A 17,698-nucleotide genomic window follows, 5' to 3' on the forward strand; every position below is an offset into this window, starting at 1 on the left:
CACCGGGGACCGCCCGGCCCCCAGAATTGTCGAAACCCGCGTGTATCTGGAACACCTTTCCCTGACCGACTTCCGCAGCTACGCCCAGGTTGACCTTGCCCTCGGCCCGGGCGTGACCGTGCTGGTGGGCTACAACGGCATCGGCAAAACAAACCTCATGGAGGCCATCGGCTACCTGGCCACCCTGAGTTCGCACCGGGTCAGTTCCGACGGGCCGCTCCTGCGGTTCGGGACCGAGCGGGCGCTGGTCCGTGCAAGGCTGGTCCGCAACGGCCAGACCACAATCCTGGAGCTGGAAATCAATGCTGGCCGGGCCAACCGCGGCCGCATCAACCGCAGCAATCCGGTCCGGGCGAGGGACCTGCTGGGCATCTGCCAGACGGTCCTCTTCGCACCGGAAGACCTTGCCCTCGTCAAGGGTGACCCGTCCAACCGGCGCCGTTTCCTGGACGAGCTGCTGGCCAGCCTCGTGCCGCACCATGCCGCCACGCGCAGTGACTACGACCGGGTGCTGAAACAGCGCAACGCCCTGCTCAAGTCGGCCCGCGGCGGTAAGTTCACGTCCGGCCACGAGGCAACCCTCGATGTCTGGGACCAGCACATGGCGAGGGCGGGAGCGGAACTGCTGCATGCCCGGCTGGAACTTGTGGAACGGCTGCGGCCGCACCTGGCGCGGGCCTACGCGGAGCTGACCGACGGATCCAAAGCCGCTGACGCCACGTATCGCTCCACCCTCCAGAACCAGATGGACGACGACGGCGCACCGCTGGCGGGTGCCCCGCCCACCGGGACTCCGGGAGCCGCCGTCGACGTTGAGGACCTGCGCACGCTCACCGTGGAACAACTCACCGGGCGTTACGTCCGGGCGTTCGCCGACTCCCGCAAGAAGGAACTGGAACGGGGCATCTCCCTGGTTGGCCCGCACCGGGACGAACTCGAGCTCATGCTGGGGCAGGCTCCGGCCAAGGGCTACGCCTCGCACGGGGAAACCTGGTCCATGTGCCTGTCCCTCCGGCTCGCCTCCTACTACGTCATGCTGGACGATGCCCGCACCGGCGGTTCGGCCCCCATCCTGATACTCGACGACGTTTTTGCCGAGCTGGACGTGCAGCGCCGGCGTAAACTGGCCGCAATAGTCTCCGGCGCGGAACAGGTCCTGGTGACCGCCGCCGTCGACGCCGATATTCCGGAAGAGCTGTCCGGCCGACGGGTGAAGGTCATCCCGGGAGGTATTGATGAGCAGGGACAATGACAAAGCCGGCGGGCTGCAGCCCGGCCGCGAGCCCGACCATATCGATGCACCGCAGGCGGCACTGAACAGGATGCGGGAGGCCGCCGCCGCGCGCGGTGAGGTCCGCAGGAAAGCCGTGAAACCGGGTTCGCAGAAAACCAAGGGCGGCATCCGGGACACCCGGGGGTTCAGCCAGTTCCACTCCACGGGACGCGACCCGCTGGGCCTTGGCAAAGTGGTAGGGCGACTGGTGGCCGAACGCGGCTGGACTTCCCCGGTCGCGGTTGGCTCGGTCATGGCGGAATGGCCTGCCCTGGTGGGACCTGAAATCTCGGCCCACTGCACACCGGAAAGCTTCACCGATACAACGCTCCACGTCCGCTGCGATTCCACCGCGTGGGCCACCCAGCTCCGGTTGCTTAGCACCAGCCTCCTGGAGAAATTCCGGGTCGAGCTTGGTGATGGCGTGGTCACCAGCATCCACGTGTTGGGCCCTTCGGCGCCGAGCTGGCGCAAGGGCGGCCGGTCCGTTAACGGCCGCGGGCCGCGGGACACCTACGGCTAGCCTCCGGCGGCACTCTTGAAAATGCTTCAAACGGCGTGTAGAGCCCTGGAAGGACCGGGAAGCGTATAGGCCCCCGGGGGCAGTCCCGCTCGGGCGCCCTAGGTGCGGTCAGCGGCCGGGTACAGCCATATCGCTCCCCGTCCACACCCCCGGAATGCGGGGTTATGGCCTGTTTCGCGGTAGAATCGTTGTAGATAACTGGGCGCGGGTGACACGTTGACTGAGTCCGTTCTCCGTGCGCTTCCAGCACGCGGGGATCGGATCCCCACCGTCAGCAAGCACCCGCGCCATAAGTTTGTGCCTGTTGGCAGGTGCCTTTCCTGATGTGAATCAGGTGGGGAACCGGCCGGCCATCATCGAGAACAGAGGAGTCGGCAACGCCTGTGGCTAACGACAATACAGATCTGGCAGTTGAACCCGCAGTCGAAGATGCCCGTACGCCGGATACTCCGGGAGAAGCCGCCAAACCGCGCGAATACGGCGCCAGTGACATCACCGTCCTTGAGGGACTTGAAGCTGTCCGGAAGCGCCCGGGCATGTATATCGGCTCCACCGGCCCGCGCGGTCTCCACCACCTGGTCTACGAAGTGGTGGACAACTCCGTTGACGAGGCACTCGCCGGATATTGCACGCACATCGAGGTTGTCCTCCAGGCGGACGGCGGCGTCAAAGTCGTGGATGACGGCCGCGGCATCCCCGTGGACATGCACCCCACCGAGCACAAGCCCACGGTGGAAGTCGTCATGACCATCCTGCACGCCGGCGGCAAGTTCGGCGGCGGCGGTTACGCCGTGTCCGGCGGACTCCACGGCGTGGGTATTTCCGTGGTCAACGCACTGTCCAGCCGGGTTGACACTGAGGTCCGACGCCAGGGGCACGTGTGGCGCATGTCCTTTGCCAACGGCGGCAAGCCGCAGGGCAGCCTGGTCAAGGGCGAAGAGACGGACCGCACCGGCACCAGCCAAACCTTCTACCCGGACCCGGAGATCTTCGAAACCACGGAATTCGACTTCGAGACACTCCGCGCCCGCTTCCAGCAGATGGCCTTCCTCAACAAGGGACTGCGCATCACGCTGACGGATGAGCGCACGCCGGCGGAGAATTCGGACGACGCCGACCTCGACCTGGACGGCATCGCCACCGAGGGGGAAGTCAGCGCCGAACACCGCACCGTGGTCTACCAGTACGACGAAGGCCTGCTGGACTACGTCAAGCACCTGAACTCGGGCAAGAAAGTGGATGTGGTCCACGAGGACGTTATCGCCTTCGAAACCGAGGACACCGACCGCCGGATCGCGCTGGAAATGGCGATGCAGTGGACCAGCGCCTACTCGGAAAGCGTCCACACCTATGCCAATACCATCAACACCCACGAGGGCGGCACCCACGAAGAGGGTTTCCGCGCCGCGCTGACTTCCCTGATCAACCGCTATGCCCGCGAAAAGGGCATCATCAAGGAGAAGGACGACAACCTCACCGGTGACGACATCCGTGAGGGTCTTACGGCTGTCATCTCCGTCAAGCTCTCCGAACCCCAGTTCGAGGGCCAGACCAAGACGAAACTCGGCAACTCCGAGGTTAAGGGCTTCGTCCAGCGCGTCGTCACCGACGGCCTCGGCGACTGGCTCGAGCGCAACCCCGGTCCCGCACGCGACGTCATCCGTAAGGCAATTTCGGCTGCCCAGGCGCGCATGGCTGCCCGGAAGGCTCGCGACAACGCCCGACGGAAGAGCCCGCTGGAATCCTTCGGTATGCCTGGCAAGCTTTCCGACTGTTCCTCCAAGGACCCGGAGAAGTGCGAGGTCTACATTGTGGAGGGTGACTCGGCAGGTGGTTCCGCCAAGCGCGGCCGCAACCCCGAAACCCAAGCCATCCTGCCGCTGCGCGGCAAGATCCTCAACGTGGAACGGGCCCGCCTGGACAAGGCGCTGGGCAACGCGGAAGTCCAGTCCATGATCACGGCCTTCGGCACCGGTATCGGCGAGGACTTCGACCTGTCCAAGCTGCGGTACCACAAGATCGTCCTGATGGCCGACGCCGACGTGGACGGCCAGCACATCACCACCCTGCTGATGACGCTGCTCTTCCGCTACATGCGGCCCCTCATCGAGAACGGCTACGTCTATCTGGCCCAGCCGCCGCTGTACCGGATCAAGTGGTCCAACGCCGCGCACGACTACGTGTACAGCGACCGCGAACGCGACGCCAAGCTTGTTGCCGGCCAGGCTGCCGGACGCAGGATCCCCAAGGACAACGGCATCCAGCGCTACAAGGGTCTCGGCGAGATGGACTACACCGAACTGTGGGACACCACCATGGACCCGGACAACCGGACCCTGCTGCAGGTCACCATGGACGACGCCCTCGCCGCCGACCAGATCTTCTCCGTCCTTATGGGCGAGGACGTGGAATCACGCCGTAACTTCATCCAGCAGAACGCCAAGGACGTCAGGTTCCTGGATATCTAGAGCACCCGCTCCTAAGTATTCGAAACCCGACATATACCTGAAACGGAAATAGATAAATGAGCGACGAAACACCCGAGACCCCGGCACCGGAGGCCGGGAACCCGGACACCGTTCTTGAAGGCGACGTGCTGATTGACCGCGTGGAGCAGGTGGACCTGCAGACGGAAATGCAGCGGTCCTACCTGGACTACGCCATGGCCGTTATCGTCGGCCGCGCCCTCCCCGACGTACGGGATGGCCTCAAGCCCGTCCACCGGCGCGTGCTGTACGCCATGTTCGACGGCGGCTACCGCCCCGACCGTTCCTTCAACAAGTGCGCCCGCGTGGTGGGCGAGGTCATGGGCCAGTACCACCCGCACGGTGACACCGCCATCTACGACGCCCTGGTCCGCCTGATCCAGGACTGGACCATGCGCTACCCGCTGGCACTGGGCCAGGGCAACTTCGGTTCCCCCGGCAACGACGGAGCGGCCGCCCCGCGGTACACCGAAACCAAGATGGCCCCGCTGGCCATGGAGATGGTCCGCGACATCGACGAGGAAACCGTCGACTTCCAGGACAACTACGACGGCAAGAACCAGGAACCCACCATCCTGCCGGCCCGGTTCCCCAACCTGCTGGTCAACGGCTCGTCCGGCATCGCCGTTGGCATGGCCACCAACATTCCGCCGCACAACCTCCGCGAAGTGGCTGACGGTGTCCAGTGGTACCTGGCGAACCCCGGTGCCAGCCGTGAGGACCTGCTCGAACAGCTCCTGCTGCGCGTGAAGGGCCCCGATTTCCCCACCGGCGCAACCATCCTTGGGCACAAGGGCATCGAGGACGCGTACCGCACCGGCCGCGGCTCGATCACCATGCGCGCCGTGGTGAACGTCGAGGAACTCCAGGGCCGGACCTGCCTGGTGGTCACCGAACTGCCCTACCAGGCAAACCCGGACAACCTGGCCATCAAGATCGCCGAACTGGTCAAGGACGGCAAGATCCAGGGCATCGCCGACCTCCGCGACGAGACCTCGGGCCGCACCGGCCAGCGGCTGGTCATCGTGCTCAAGCGCGACGCCGTGCCCAAGGTGGTGCTGAACAACCTGTACAAGCACACCGAGTTGCAGAGCAACTTCTCCGCCAACATGCTGGCGATCGTCGACGGCGTCCCGCGGACCCTGAGCCTGGACGCCTTCATCCGGCACTGGGTGACCCACCAGCTGGACGTCATTGCCCGCCGCACCCGCTACCGCCTGCGCAAGGCCGAGGAAGAAGCACACATCCTCCGCGCCCTGCTCAAGGCGCTGGACATGCTCGATGAGGTCATCGCCCTCATCCGCGCCTCCAGCACCACCGAAGCGGCACGTGACGGCCTGATGGAGCTGCTGGACATCGACGAACTGCAGGCCCGGGCCATCCTGGACATGCAGTTGCGCCGCCTTGCAGCCCTGGAACGGCAGAAGATCCAGGACCGGCACGCAGAACTCGAAGCGCTGATCGCCGAATACAACGAGATCCTCGGCTCCGAGCAGCGCCAGCGGGAAATCATCAGCACCGAACTCGGCGAGATCGTGGAAAAGCACGGCGATGACCGGCGCACCAAGATCCTGATGGGCTACGACGGTGACATGTCCATGGAGGACCTCATTCCCGAAGAGGAGATGGTGGTCACCATCACCCGAGGCGGCTACGTCAAGCGGACCCGCAGCGACAACTACCGCTCGCAGCAGCGCGGCGGCAAGGGCATTAAGGGCGCCCAGCTGCGCGGCGACGACGTCGTGGAGCACTTCTTCGTCACCACCACGCACCACTGGCTGCTGTTCTTCACGAACCTCGGCCGGGTGTACCGGGCGAAGGCCTACGAGCTGATGGAAGCCGGACGCGACGCCAAGGGCCAGCACGTGGCCAACCTGCTGGCGTTCCAGCCCGACGAGCACATCGCCCAGGTGCTGGACTTGAAGGACTACCAGCAGGCCCCCTACCTTGTGCTCGCCACCAAGCGCGGCCTTGTGAAGAAGACCCGGCTTGAGGACTACGACACCAACCGGTCCGCCGGCGTCATCGCCATCAACCTGCGTGACGGGGACGAACTGGTCTCGGCGCAGCTGGTGTCCGAAACCGACGACCTGCTGCTGGTCTCGCGCAAGGGCCAGTCCATCCGGTTCACCGCCACCGAGGATGCCCTCCGGCCGATGGGTCGGGCCACGTCCGGCGTGACCGGCATGAAGTTCCGTGAGGACGATGAGCTGCTCGCCGCGAATGTTGTCACGGACGGCTCGTTCGTGTTCATCGTGACTGAGGGCGGCTACGCCAAGCGGACGGCCGTGGAGGAATACCGCCTCCAGGGCCGCGGCGGCCTGGGTATCAAGGTCGCCAAGCTCGCTGAGGAGCGCGGTGACCTGGTGGGGGCACTGATCGTCCAGGAAGAAGACGAAGTCCTGGTGGTCATGGAGGGCGGCAAGGTGGTCCGTTCATCGGTGGCCGGTGTCCCGGCCAAGGGCCGCGACACCATGGGCGTCATCTTTGCCAAGCCGGACAAGAATGACCGGATCATTGAGGTGGCACGCAACAGCGAACGCGGCCTTGAGGGCGAGGAATCGCCGGAGGATGACGTAACGTTGGCTGAAGATGGCGGGACCCCTGCGGAATCCGCCGAGCCACCAGTGGCAGAAGAATCACCGGCCGTTGAGTCAGAGGACGCCTCGGGCGACGCTGAGCCGAACGAAGACAACACGGAGGTAACGAGTGAGTAATTCCGACTCATTTCCCAACCCGAACAGCACTGTTCCCGACGGAAACCGGCCCTCGGCCGCGCCGCGCGTGAACGCACCCGTTCGTCCTCAGCAGCGGCCCGCAGCGCCTGCCTCCGCGCCGGGCCAGCGCCCTGCCGTTCCCGGCCAGCGCCCTGCCGGTGAACGTCCCGTGCAGCCCGGCCAGCGGCCGGCTTCAGCCGGGCAGCGACCCATGGCGGGTGCTCCCGGGCAGGGTGGCTCCGGGCAGGCTCCCGGACTGGTCAAGCCCGCACCGAAGGCCAAGGTCCGGCGCGCCCGGCTGCTTGTCAGCAAGGTTGACCCGTGGTCGGTCCTGAAGATGGCGTTCCTGCTGTCCGTTGCACTGGGCATCGTCACGGTTGTGGCCGCTATCGTGCTGTGGACCGTCCTGGACCTCACCGGAATCTTCGACCAGGTGGACAGCCTGCTCGGCACCCTTGCCGGCTCCGAAGGCGGCGGCTTCGAACTCAAGAAGGTGGCTTCCCTTGGCCAGGTGGCATCCTTCGCCACGATCATCGCCGTGGTGAACGTGGTCCTGTTGACCGCGCTGTCCATGCTGTCCGCCGTGCTCTACAACATCTCAGCCACCCTGGTGGGCGGCATCGGCGTCACCCTCACCGACGATTAGGACGGCGTTTCCGCCGGTCTCCGGCCGGCGGAAACGCCCGATTTGAGATCGGGCCGGGATGTGCTGTAGAGTCATGTCTCGGCCCGATGAGGCATCGGGGCGTATAGCTCAGGCGGTTAGAGCGCTTCGCTGATAACGAAGAGGTCCCAGGTTCAAGTCCTGGTACGCCCACGGAACCTGTGCAGGTTCAAGGAAAGGTTTGGCAAGGGGTCAGCCCGGAGCCGGACCGGAACGGGGAGCATGTGAAGAAGTTGCTGATTATTGCAGCTGCGATCGCAAGCGTCCTGGTCTACCGGAAGGCACAGGAATCCGAAGCCCGGAAGAATGTCTGGAGCCAGTCGACCGATACGGTTGACTAGTCCGGACCCCGGACCGGGAGCTGGTAAATGGCTCTCCGGATCTAGGGTATGATTGACGGGTTGCTTCTTATGGGGGCATGGCGCAATTGGTAGCGCACCTGCTTTGCAAGCAGGGGGTTCGGGGTTCGAGTCCCCGTGCCTCCACCATAAGAAAGTCCCGGCCAGCGGAAACGCTGGCCGGGACTTTTGCTTTTCCATGGGAACTGCACGCACCGGAGACGTGCGGCAGGGCGCTTGCAGGCCTACTGGCCGCCGCGGCGGACCGGCTGCGCGGTATTAACGGTGTGAATGGCGCGCAGGATCTTGGCCGGGAAATAGACCGAGAAAAAGACCACCATGGGAGCCTTCAACGCCATCTTCTTCACGTTGTGCGCCTTGTAGGTCCGGTCGAACCGCGTGACGTAGTAGCGGTAGTCCCGGGGCGAATCCTCCAGCCGCCGGGCGGACATCCCGGACACCATCTGCGGGCAGTACTGGATTTTCAGGTCGTGGTCGGCAAGGTGCAGGGACAGATCGATGTCCTCGTGCATCTCGTCCTTTTCGTCCCGGCACGTCTCGGCGCGGATGGTTGCCCAGGCTGTGGCGCGAAGGGCCATGTTGGAGCCGAACAGGAAATGGTACTGGTGCTTTGCCAGCTTCAGCATCAGCTGGCGCATCTTGTCGTCAGCCTTGAGCCCGAATCTGCGCATCGGCATGTCGTAGTAGACCACCGGCCCGGTAGCCGCCTGGACGGACTGGTCCAGGAAGGCTTTCTGCACCTGTTCCACCCAGTCCGGTTCAAGGACGGAGTCGGCGTCGATGCGGCCCAGAATGTCACCCGTGGCATTGTCCAGGCCGAAATTGCGGGTGGGGATGAGGCCCTGCTCCCGGTCCTGGCTCAGCAGGATGACCGGGCTCTCCGGGTACTCGAGCTGCATCTGCCGGACGATGTTGGCGGTGCGGTCCTTGGAGAGGTTGTCCACCACAATGATTTCGTGCGCGGGCACAGACTGGTAGATGGCAGCGATGAGGCACTGCCGGATGACGCTCTCCTCGTTGTACGCCGGGATGACGATGGATACGCGGGGCAGCTCGGCTGCGTCGTTCAAGGCATCCCCAAGGGGTTGATCGGCTGACATCAGTTCAAATCTAGCACCGGCCGCCCCGGCTGCCGGGGAGCGGAACAAACGTCCCGCCACGCGGACCAGGTCCCGGCGGACAGCAAAAAGGGTCCCGTTTCCGAAAACGGGACCCCTTCAGGTTGCTTGGACGATCAGGACTGGGTGGTGCCCTTGTCTCCGTTGTTCATGTTGGCGGCGATGTTCTTGGTGGCCGTCTTCGCATCGGTGGCAATTTTGGCCGTGGTTTCGGCGGCGTCGTCGGCCACGTGCTTGGCCTTTTCCGCGGTGTCCTCCGCTTTGTCCTCCGCCTTGTCCGTGGCGGTGCCGGCGGCATCGGCCGTCGTGTCAGCACCGGCAGCCGCGAAAGAGGCCGTGGCGCCGGTGGCCTTCCCGGCCGCGTCCGTGCTGGATTCCCTGTCCTCGTTGACGGTAGTGGCCGCAACCGGGGCAGGTGTTGGGGTGACAGGAGACGGAGTCTTCCAGGGGTCCTCCACGGGCTTGGAGGCCTTCCACGCCGCGACGCCGGCAGCGACTGCAGCAGCAATGACGCCGAAAACGAGCCAGCCCCGCTGTTTCCTGGGCGGTTCCGGCTGGGCCAGCTGGATGCCCACAGTGCGGCCCGCTTCGGTTGCTGCTGCCTTCAACTGCGTTCCGGTGGCCTGGGCCTGCTCCTGGAGTGCGTGCACGATTCCGACGTCGCCAAGCTTCTGGGCGACGGCATCCACGCGGGCCGGTGCACTTTCCAGTGTGCGGTGCACAGCCTCGGAAGCGTGGCCGATCTGGTCCGAAAGGCGGGGCAGGTACTCGACCACAACCCGGTCACGCGCGTTCAGGACCACGGGGGTTGCCCTGTCCAGTGCCTCGTGCAGGCGCGGCGAGGCGCCTTCCACGACGTCGTTGATCCGCGGAGCGAGGTGCGCCAGGCCGTCCTGGATCCGGGGCGTAACGGTGGCCACGCCGTCAGCCAGGTTGTGGGCCGCAGTCTTCAGGCCTTCCTGGATCTTGGGGGAAGCGGTGTCCAGGCCATGCTGGAGGCGGGGAACTGCCCAATCCACGGCTGCTTCCACGCGGGGGGCAGCCCAGTCCTTGGCATTTTCAACCGCGCCTATGACAGACAACTCAAGGTCACGGGCAATACGATCCGATTTCTTCACAACTACCTCCCGATTAATGTGACGGTCTGTGGTTAGCCTACGTGGCTTGGACTTCACCGGCTATTCTCACAGCGGATTTTAGGGTGATTTCACCCAGCGCGGAACTGCTCCCGCGGCCATGCCCCCTCCGGGACAGCATGGAAGAATGGGCCCTATGACTGCCATCGCAACAGCAAAAGCAACCATCCACACGAGCCTCGGCGACATCGTGGTTAACCTCTTCGGCAACCACGCGCCCAAGACGGTCAAGAACTTCATCGGTCTCGCCACCGGCGAGCAGGCATGGACCCACCCGGAAACCGGCGAGGACAAGACCGGCACGCCGCTTTACAACGGAACCATCTTCCACCGCATCATCAAGGACTTCATGATCCAGGCCGGCGATCCCCTGGGCCGCGGCACCGGCGGCCCCGGCTACCGGTTCGACGACGAAATCCACCCCGAACTCAGCTTCAACCAGCCCTACAAGCTGGCCATGGCCAACGCCGGCATCCAGATGGGCAAGGGCACCAACGGCTCCCAGTTCTTCATCACCACCATCCCCACCGACTGGCTGCAGGGCAAGCACAGCATCTTCGGTGAAGTGGCCGACGATGAATCCAAGAAGGTCGTGGACGCTATCGAGGGCGTGCGCACCGGCATGGGTGACCGCCCGGTCGAGGACGTCACCATCAACAGCATCGACATCGAACAGCTGTAATCACGCACCATGAGTTACGGAATTCCGTCGGCTGAGCCGTCCGCCCAGGTTCCGGTGTGCCCCCGGCATCCCGACCGGCCATCCTACGTGCGCTGCCAGCGGTGCGGGCGTCCCGCATGCCCCGACTGCCAGCGGGCGGCCGCCGTCGGATTCCAATGCGTTGACTGCGTCAACGAAACAAAACGTACGACGCCGGAAATACGCACCGTTTACGGCGGCGCCGTTGCCACGGGCAAACCGAAGGTGACGTTCGGAACTATCGCCGCCTGCGCCGTGCTGTACGTCCTGCAGTGGCTTGTTCCGAATGATGCCATCTACCAGGCCCTCGGTTTTGCCAACGTCTATGCGGAGCCGCGCTGGGGTGAATTCGAGCCCTGGCGGATGCTCACGTCAGCATTCCTGCACTCGCAGGGGTTCATCCTGCACATCGCCCTGAACATGTACATGCTGTGGGCATTCGGGCAGGCCCTGGAACCCCTCCTGGGACGGGTACGGTTCCTCGCGCTATACCTGATCTCCGCCATTGGCGGTTCCGTGGGATACCTCCTGCTGACCCCCCTGTATGAACCCGGCCGCCCGCTTTACGGCGTGGTTGGGGCATCCGGGGCGATCTTCGGCCTCTTCGGCGCCATGCTGCTGGTCCAGCGCCACCGTGGTGGAGACACACGGCAGTTGTGGGTGCTTATCGCCATCAACGGCGTCATCGGCTTCCTGGTCCCCCAGATCGCCTGGCAGGCGCACCTTGGGGGGTTGGTCACCGGCGCTCTCTGCGCCGCGGTACTGGCCTACACCCCCCGGGGGCCGCGGCAGGGACTCCTCCAGGCAGCGGGACTGATGGGTGTTGTCCTCCTGCTCGCCCTGGCCACCTGGATCCGGGTCTCAATGTAGTTTCAGCCAGGGCTTCGCCCAAATCGTCCCACCCAAAAAATCCCGCTGGCCGTCCGGCTGGCGGGATTTTCTGTTTTCCACAGCGCTTATCCACAGTGTTGGTAACTTACAGCCCTGTTATTTGCCGCCGAGCTACTACATGTAGTTCCCCGGCCCCTTCCCGCAGCTATATCCAGAAAATTCTCCACACCTGTGGATAACTTCTGGGGATACGCATGTGCGTAAGTGGACAAAGTGCCCTCTCCCGTGGCCCGCTGTGGAGAAGGCAGGTGGATACACGCCGAAACAGGGCAGAGGAACGGCAGCGGGACAGCTTTCAACATGGTTATGCACACTGTTAATAAGTTCCGCCCGTGTAGTTCGAGGCGACTGGACCCTCTGCATCCCAGCGTGCTGGCCTTTGTATCCCCACAATCCCCAAGCTTCGTCCACACCTGTGGATAACTTGTGGGTATCACGGTGTTGGTAAGTGGATAAGCTTCAGGTGCCACCATTTCCACCAGTTGTACGCGTTGATTCCAGGAGGGCTTCCTTGACCGCCACCCAGCACATCTTCCTCGACAAGCAACATCCGGCTGTGTGGCGAGCCATCAACGGGCTGGGACTCAAGGTCAAGGAAGCCGCTGCAGAGGCGGGGATCGACGAAAAGACGGTGGAACTCCTCAACGTCCGGATCTCCCAGATCAATGGCTGTGCCTACTGCCTGGACGTGCATGTGAAGGATGCGGTTAAGGCCGGGGAAACGCAGCAGCGGCTGGCCGTGCTGCCGGCGTGGCGGGATACTGCCCTGTTCACGGACAAGGAACGCGCCGCCCTGGCCCTCGTCGAAAGCATCACCGAATTGCCCGCACAGCAGATACGGGAGCAGGAAGAAGGATTTGCCCGCCGCTGCCTGAGTGACGAGGAGTTCTCAGTGGTCAGCTGGATCGCGATCAGCATGAACGCCTTCAACCGGGTGTCCATCACCAGCCACCATCCCGTCCGCAGGCAGCGCTGAGCCGGTACCCTCTTCACAGAACCCCCGGGTTTATCCACAGCGTATTCCACACTGTTAATAACCGCATCGCGGAGGCAAGCTTCGTTTTTCTTGCGGTTTACGGCGTCTCGCGAGGGGGGAATCCGGTTATCCGCAGGTTTTCAACATTGTGGATAACTTTTCCAACAACTGGGGAGAACGCCCTCCTGGGACTAGCTGGACCATACTCCAGACGAGCCGCGCCGGTGGCTGTCCAGCAGGTGGGTGTCCACCATGCCGATCGCCTCCATCAGCGCGAACATCGTTGTTGGCCCCACGAAGGCAAAGCCCTTTTTCCGCAAGGCTTTGGAAAGAGCCACCGATTCCTCCGATTGGGTGGGGATATCGCTGTGCACGCGGGGCGCCGGAGTGGAAGCGGGCCGGTATCGCCAGACGAAGTCCGCCAGCCCGCCCTCCTGCCGCAACTCAAGGGTTGCCTGGGCATTCTTGATGGCGGCGAGGACCTTCAGCCGGTTGCGGACGATCCCGGGGTCCTGGAGCAGCCGCTCGACGTCGTCTTCCGTGAACAGCGCGACGGCATCGGGATCAAAGCCGGCGAAAGCGGAACGGAAGGCCGGACGCTTTCGAAGGATAGTCGCCCAGGACAGGCCTGCCTGGAAACCCTCGAGGCAGATCCGCTCATAGATGCCCTGTTCGTCGGTGACGGGAAGGCCCCATTCATGGTCGTAGTAGTCACGCAGCAGCTGATCGGACGAAGCCCAGGCAGGGCGGGCCAGGCCGTCGTCGCCGACGATTACGGAACCGGTTGGCTCGGCAGGCATGCGACGCCTCCTGGCGGGTGTTTTCTGAGGACCGGGAGGGGTCAGGACCGCCAGCGGGTGGTCATCAGGAATCCGACGATCGCAATGCCGAAGCCGGCCACGATGTTCCATGAACCCCAGTCCTGGACGGGGAAGCGGCCTTCACTGATGTAGAACGTGATGATCCAGAACAGGCCGATGATCATCAGGCCGAACATAACGGGCTTGAACCAGACCGGGTTTGGCTTGTACGCCTGCGGGGAGGCCGGCTGGGCGGTGCTGGCAGTCTTCTTGCGCGGCTTTGACTCGGGCACTGGCTCTCCTTGGCGGGCTTGGGCAAGCTCGGCGTTCCGGGCTTGATATCCTGCAAGAAGGAAATAGCCAGCGGTCTGCGCGATCTTGGTCATACCTGGGTTCTTACTAGCAGCCAATTCTAGCCGGACTTCCTGGGCCGCCGTCGCCCAGCGGGACGCCCAAGGAGCATGCGTGGTATTGCAGGAAAAGGCGAGGCCCGCCGCTGCGCCGGCTTCGGGTGTGCGGATACTCCGTGGCACCGTCCAGGTGCTCGGCGAGTTGCTGATTACCGCCGGTATCATCCTTCTTCTCTTCGTCGCCTGGCAGCTGTGGTGGACGAACGTGGAATCGGATGCCAAGCAGAGCGAAGTCATCAAGGAATTTGCCCAGGATCTCGCTGCCCCCGCTCCCGAGGCCCCTGAAGTGCCGCCTGCCGGTGAGGACTTCGGCCCGCCGGTCGTGGGTACGGCGCCAGGCCACGCGGGGACCATCGGCATCATGTATATCCCCCGCTTTGGCGCCAACTACACCCGTCCCATCGTCCAGGGCACCACCAGCGACGTCCTCGACACCCTGGGCCTGGGCCACTACGCCAACACCGCGATGCCGGGCGCCGTGGGCAACTTCGCCGTCGCCGGTCACCGGCAGACCCACGGGGCCGTTCTGGACAACATCCACACCCTGGTTCCCGGCGACAAGATCTACGTGCAGACAAAGGACGGCTTCTACGCCTACGTCTTCCGCAACAACCAGATTGTGATGCCGGACCGGACCGACGTCCTGGAACCCGTCCCCACCCTTCCTGGTGTTACCCCCACCGAAAGTTACCTCACCATGACCAGCTGCAACCCGCGTTTCGGGGCGGAAGAACGCATCATCGCCTACGCCCTGCTGGACAGCTGGCGGCCCGCCTCAGCCGGCGCACCGGCCGAAATCGCCGCCCAGGTGGCCGCCGCGACAGGAAGGGGCTGACCATGTACGGCTGGATTTTCCGCCACCTCCCCGGTCCCCTGTGGCTGAGGATCGTCACCTCACTGGTGCTCATCGCCGTCGCACTGGTATTGATGGTCCAGTTCCTTTTTCCGTGGATGTCCGAGTACACCCAGTTCACTGACTCAACGATTGGTGCAGCAAGCCAGCCATGACCACAACCAAGATCCTCGTGGTGGATAACTACGACAGCTTTGTCTACACCCTGGTGGGATACCTCCAGGAGCTCGGCGCCGAGACCACCGTGGTCCGGAACGACGACGTCACGCTGGCCGAGGCCATCGAGCTTGCCTCCGCGCGTGACGGCGTGCTGGTTTCACCGGGCCCCGGCAACCCGGCAGAAGCCGGCGTCTGCATCGAGCTGATTAAGTGGTGCGGCGAGCACAGTGTGCCGATGTTCGGCGTGTGCCTGGGCCACCAGGCGCTGGCCGAGGCCTTCGGTGGCAAGGTTACCCATGCTCCGGAACTCATGCACGGGAAGACGTCGCTGGTGGAGCACATCGGCACCAGCGTGTTCGCCGGGCTCCCCTCCCCCGTCACGGCCACCCGATACCACTCGCTGGCAGCAGTCCGCGAGTCGATCCCCGATGTCCTGGAAGTCACCGCCCAGACCGCCTCGGGCGTGGTGATGGGACTCCAGCACCGTACCGCCCCGCTCTGCGGCGTGCAGTTCCACCCGGAGTCGGTGCTGACGGAGGGCGGATACCAGATGCTCGGCAACTGGCTCGAATCCCTGGGCATGGCCGGTGCGGCCGCCCGGGCAGCCAAGCTCAGTCCGCTCATCCAGCACTAGGCCCCGGCCCGGTAAACCGACAAAAAGGGACAGCACCCCGCCGGGTGCTGTCCCTTTCCGTTAGCCGCGCCGGGTGGACGTTGGGCTCGGCGTGGGGGTGGGAGATGGAGATGGTGGCGGAGGCGGCGGTGCCTTGGCTACCACAATGCTGACGGTCTTGCCCTGCTCGACGGCGGCGTTCACGGGATCGCTCTGGTCGGTCACCCGTCCCGCTTCCACCTGTCCGTTCTCCACCTCAATGACGTTCGGGACAAGGCCCAGCTCCTTGAGGGCGGTTTCCGCCTCTTCACGGGTGCGGCCGCGGAGCTCGGGCACCGTTACTTTGCCCGTGGATACCACCAGCTCCACGCTGGTTCCCACACCCACCATCTGTCCGGGAGCCGGGCTGGTGGTGATGACGATCCCGGCCGGAACGGTGGCGCTGTTGGCGGTGGTGGTGGTTGGTGCGCCGACCAGGCCGCTCTGCCTGAGGATGTCCCGGGCCGCGGCTTCGGTTTTACCTGGCAGGCTGTCCGGGATCTTCACCGCGCTCGGGCCCTCTGAGATGTTCAGTACCAGCTCCGCGCCCGGGTCCAGTGACGCTCCTGCGGCAGGGTCCGTGCCGATGGCGACGCCCTTGGGGACGGTGTCGTGCTGGTTGCGTACGATCTTTGGCTTGAGGCCGGCGTTGTACAGTTCCTGCAGCGCAGCCGACTCCGTCATCGCGGCCACCGCGGGAATCTGGACCTTCGCCGCCGGGGCCGGCCGGTTCACAGTGTTGAACAGCCACAGGCCGCCGCCGGCAAGGACCAGCAGGGTGACAATCACCAAAGTGGCAATCCATGCACGACGGCGGGACCTCTGCCGTTCGTTCGGCTCACGTTGGGTCCCAAGCCCCAGCGGCAGCGGCTCGGCTGCCGCGCGCATATCCGCCGGGGGCGCTGCCGCTGCCGGACCGGCGTCGTCCTGGTAGGCACTTGTAGCGCTGATCCGGCCTGTGGGCGCGTCATCAAGGAAGCTGGCCCCCGTTGCCGCCAAAGCCTGCGTTGCCGGAGGGGCTGCCGGCACGTAGTCGTTCGGGTCCGTGGGCGCCTCGGAGGCGGGCAGGACCGGGACCGGAATGCCGGACCGTGCCGCCCTTAGGGCGCGCCGGAAGGCGGCCGCATCCTGGAACCGGTCCTCGCGGTTCTTCTGCAGGGCCTTGGCGAGTACGGAGTCCAGGGCTGGCGAAACGCTCGGATTGAGGTTGCTGGGCGGCTCCGGAATCTCCCGGACGTGCTGATAGGCAACGGAGACCGGGCTGTCGCCGACGAAGGGCGGACGGGACGTCAACATCTCGAAGAGCAGGCAGGCCGCAGAGTACAGGTCGCTTCGCGCGTCCACCGTCTCACCCCGCGCCTGTTCCGGCGAGAGGTACTGTGCGGTGCCCACCACGGCCTGTGTCTGGGTCATGGTCGCGGCGGAGTCGGCGATGGCACGGGCGATTCCGAAATCCATCACCTTCACCGAATCTGTGCCTTCGCAGTACATGACGTTGGCGGGTTTGATGTCCCGGTGCACGATGCCGGCTTTGTGGCTGTATTCCAGCGCTGACAGGACACCCAGGCAATAGTCGATGGCCTGGTCGATGGTGACACTGTTGGCGCGGATGAGTTCGCGGATGGTCTTGCCCTCCACGAATTCCATGACAATGTACGGCACGCGGACGTCTTCTCCGGATCCGTCCGCAATCGAGTGCTCGCCGGTGTCGTAGATGGCAACAATGGACGAATGGTTCAGCGCGGCGACAGCCTGGGCCTCCCGCTTGAACCGCGCCTGGAACTGCGGGTCGCGGGCCAGGTCGGGGCGCAGCAGCTTTATCGCCACCGTCCGGCCCAGCCTCGTGTCGGAGCCCTTGTAGACGTCCGCCATGCCGCCGCGGCCGATCAGGGTGCCCAGTTCGTAGCGGCCGCTGAGGATCCGCTGGTTATCCACCGGGAGGCTGTCCTCCCGGTGCATTGGTGTGCGCGGTGACTCGTTC

At 64.6% G+C, this 17,698-nt stretch carries 17 protein-coding genes and 2 tRNA genes; 14 read left to right on the plus strand and 5 right to left on the minus strand.

Features of this window, described 5'->3' with window-relative positions; genetic code table 11:
- The first annotated feature begins 40 nt into the window (after positions 1 to 40).
- The 8 genes from recF (at position 41) to ACYQ1Z_RS07365 (ending at position 8,151) form a co-directional block, all read left to right on the plus strand.
- Positions 41 to 1,252, plus strand: coding sequence for a DNA replication/repair protein RecF (recF, locus tag ACYQ1Z_RS07330; RefSeq protein WP_459791831.1), 1,212 nt, complete (start codon positions 41 to 43; stop codon positions 1,250 to 1,252).
- Entirely contained in the window at positions 1,236 to 1,796 is a 561-nt protein-coding gene (locus tag ACYQ1Z_RS07335; protein ID WP_459791832.1) for a DciA family protein, read from the plus strand. The genes recF and ACYQ1Z_RS07335 overlap by 17 nt, the downstream gene beginning before the upstream one ends.
- Before the next feature lie 383 nt (positions 1,797 to 2,179).
- Positions 2,180 to 4,264: a DNA topoisomerase (ATP-hydrolyzing) subunit B gene (gene gyrB / locus ACYQ1Z_RS07340; RefSeq protein WP_459791833.1), complete on the plus strand. Its 2,085-nt coding sequence runs from the start codon at positions 2,180 to 2,182 to the stop codon at positions 4,262 to 4,264.
- Positions 4,265 to 4,320: 56 nt separating this feature from the next.
- On the plus strand, positions 4,321 to 6,999 hold the full coding sequence (gene gyrA / locus ACYQ1Z_RS07345; RefSeq protein WP_459791834.1) for a DNA gyrase subunit A: 2,679 nt from the start codon (positions 4,321 to 4,323) through the stop codon (positions 6,997 to 6,999).
- Positions 6,992 to 7,645 (plus strand): DUF3566 domain-containing protein, encoded by a 654-nt coding sequence (locus ACYQ1Z_RS07350; RefSeq protein ID WP_459791835.1) that lies wholly within the window; start codon positions 6,992 to 6,994, stop codon positions 7,643 to 7,645. The genes gyrA and ACYQ1Z_RS07350 overlap by 8 nt, the downstream gene beginning before the upstream one ends.
- A gap of 97 nt (positions 7,646 to 7,742) precedes the next feature.
- Positions 7,743 to 7,816: transfer RNA gene (locus ACYQ1Z_RS07355), tRNA-Ile, on the plus strand.
- A gap of 71 nt (positions 7,817 to 7,887) precedes the next feature.
- On the plus strand, positions 7,888 to 8,004 hold the full coding sequence (locus ACYQ1Z_RS07360; RefSeq protein WP_459791836.1) for a DLW-39 family protein: 117 nt from the start codon (positions 7,888 to 7,890) through the stop codon (positions 8,002 to 8,004).
- 71 nt (positions 8,005 to 8,075) lie between these two features.
- Positions 8,076 to 8,151 (plus strand) — tRNA-Ala (locus ACYQ1Z_RS07365).
- Between the two features lie 95 nt (positions 8,152 to 8,246).
- On the opposite strand, the gene ACYQ1Z_RS07370 is transcribed toward ACYQ1Z_RS07365, so the two are convergent.
- Together ACYQ1Z_RS07370 and ACYQ1Z_RS07375 are read right to left on the minus strand one after the other, a co-directional pair.
- A complete protein-coding gene (locus ACYQ1Z_RS07370; RefSeq protein WP_459791837.1) occupies positions 8,247 to 9,122 on the minus strand; it encodes a glycosyltransferase family 2 protein in 876 nt (291 codons plus the stop codon).
- Between the two features lie 134 nt (positions 9,123 to 9,256).
- Positions 9,257 to 10,258: a hypothetical protein gene (locus tag ACYQ1Z_RS07375; protein WP_459791838.1), complete on the minus strand. Its 1,002-nt coding sequence runs from the start codon at positions 10,256 to 10,258 to the stop codon at positions 9,257 to 9,259.
- 154 nt (positions 10,259 to 10,412) lie between these two features.
- On the opposite strand from ACYQ1Z_RS07375, the gene ACYQ1Z_RS07380 reads away from it, so the two are divergent.
- The 3 genes from ACYQ1Z_RS07380 to ACYQ1Z_RS07390 all read left to right on the plus strand — a co-directional run bounded on the left by ACYQ1Z_RS07380 (position 10,413) and on the right by ACYQ1Z_RS07390 (position 12,843).
- Positions 10,413 to 10,958 carry a peptidylprolyl isomerase gene (locus ACYQ1Z_RS07380; RefSeq protein ID WP_400607047.1) on the plus strand — a complete coding sequence of 182 codons (546 nt, stop codon included), beginning with the start codon at positions 10,413 to 10,415 and terminating at the stop codon, positions 10,956 to 10,958.
- 9 nt (positions 10,959 to 10,967) lie between these two features.
- Positions 10,968 to 11,846 carry a rhomboid family intramembrane serine protease gene (locus ACYQ1Z_RS07385; RefSeq protein ID WP_459791839.1) on the plus strand — a complete coding sequence of 293 codons (879 nt, stop codon included), beginning with the start codon at positions 10,968 to 10,970 and terminating at the stop codon, positions 11,844 to 11,846.
- A gap of 532 nt (positions 11,847 to 12,378) precedes the next feature.
- Positions 12,379 to 12,843 carry a carboxymuconolactone decarboxylase family protein gene (locus ACYQ1Z_RS07390; protein ID WP_459791840.1) on the plus strand — a complete coding sequence of 155 codons (465 nt, stop codon included), beginning with the start codon at positions 12,379 to 12,381 and terminating at the stop codon, positions 12,841 to 12,843.
- Between the two features lie 191 nt (positions 12,844 to 13,034).
- Here ACYQ1Z_RS07390 and ACYQ1Z_RS07395 read toward each other — a convergent pair whose 3' ends face one another.
- Complete coding sequence (locus tag ACYQ1Z_RS07395; protein WP_459791841.1) at positions 13,035 to 13,643, minus strand: DNA-3-methyladenine glycosylase I; 609 nt, start codon at positions 13,641 to 13,643, stop codon at positions 13,035 to 13,037.
- A 41-nt stretch (positions 13,644 to 13,684) separates the two neighbouring features.
- Complete coding sequence (locus ACYQ1Z_RS07400) at positions 13,685 to 13,936, minus strand: cell division protein CrgA (protein ID WP_459791842.1); 252 nt, start codon at positions 13,934 to 13,936, stop codon at positions 13,685 to 13,687.
- Positions 13,937 to 14,108: 172 nt separating this feature from the next.
- Between ACYQ1Z_RS07400 and ACYQ1Z_RS07405 the strand changes: the two genes are divergently transcribed.
- From ACYQ1Z_RS07405 to ACYQ1Z_RS07415, 3 genes are read left to right on the plus strand one after another with little or no spacing between them, the layout of a single operon-like run.
- Entirely contained in the window at positions 14,109 to 14,888 is a 780-nt protein-coding gene (locus ACYQ1Z_RS07405) for a class E sortase (RefSeq protein WP_459791843.1), read from the plus strand.
- A 2-nt stretch (positions 14,889 to 14,890) separates the two neighbouring features.
- Positions 14,891 to 15,061 carry a hypothetical protein gene (locus tag ACYQ1Z_RS07410; protein ID WP_165976935.1) on the plus strand — a complete coding sequence of 57 codons (171 nt, stop codon included), beginning with the start codon at positions 14,891 to 14,893 and terminating at the stop codon, positions 15,059 to 15,061.
- Positions 15,058 to 15,699: an anthranilate synthase component II gene (locus tag ACYQ1Z_RS07415; RefSeq protein ID WP_459791844.1), complete on the plus strand. Its 642-nt coding sequence runs from the start codon at positions 15,058 to 15,060 to the stop codon at positions 15,697 to 15,699. Before ACYQ1Z_RS07410 ends, ACYQ1Z_RS07415 begins: the two co-directional genes overlap by 4 nt.
- 60 nt (positions 15,700 to 15,759) lie before the next feature.
- On the opposite strand, the gene pknB is transcribed toward ACYQ1Z_RS07415, so the two are convergent.
- The gene (gene pknB, locus ACYQ1Z_RS07420; RefSeq protein ID WP_459792006.1) at positions 15,760 to 17,676 is read right to left on the minus strand and encodes a Stk1 family PASTA domain-containing Ser/Thr kinase; all 1,917 of its coding nucleotides are present in this window, start codon (positions 17,674 to 17,676) and stop codon (positions 15,760 to 15,762) included.
- Positions 17,677 to 17,698: the final 22 nt, after the last annotated feature.

It is taken from the genome of Arthrobacter sp. AD-310 (assembly GCF_054656615.1).

Bases quoted from the DNA above. Each gene is read 5' to 3' on its own strand.
- pknB (WP_459792006.1), bottom strand. From the start codon at position 17,676: ATGCACCGGGAGGACAGCCTCCCGGTGGATAACCAGCGGATCCTCAGC.
- ACYQ1Z_RS07380 (WP_400607047.1), top strand. From the start codon at position 10,413: ATGACTGCCATCGCAACAGCAAAAGCAACCATCCACACGAGCCTCGGC.
- ACYQ1Z_RS07410 (WP_165976935.1), top strand. From the start codon at position 14,891: ATGTACGGCTGGATTTTCCGCCACCTCCCCGGTCCCCTGTGGCTGAGG.
- ACYQ1Z_RS07370 (WP_459791837.1), bottom strand. From the start codon at position 9,122: ATGTCAGCCGATCAACCCCTTGGGGATGCCTTGAACGACGCAGCCGAG.
- gyrA (WP_459791834.1), top strand. From the start codon at position 4,321: ATGAGCGACGAAACACCCGAGACCCCGGCACCGGAGGCCGGGAACCCG.
- ACYQ1Z_RS07335 (WP_459791832.1), top strand. From the start codon at position 1,236: ATGAGCAGGGACAATGACAAAGCCGGCGGGCTGCAGCCCGGCCGCGAG.
- ACYQ1Z_RS07415 (WP_459791844.1), top strand. From the start codon at position 15,058: ATGACCACAACCAAGATCCTCGTGGTGGATAACTACGACAGCTTTGTC.
- ACYQ1Z_RS07385 (WP_459791839.1), top strand. From the start codon at position 10,968: ATGAGTTACGGAATTCCGTCGGCTGAGCCGTCCGCCCAGGTTCCGGTG.
- ACYQ1Z_RS07395 (WP_459791841.1), bottom strand. From the start codon at position 13,643: ATGCCTGCCGAGCCAACCGGTTCCGTAATCGTCGGCGACGACGGCCTG.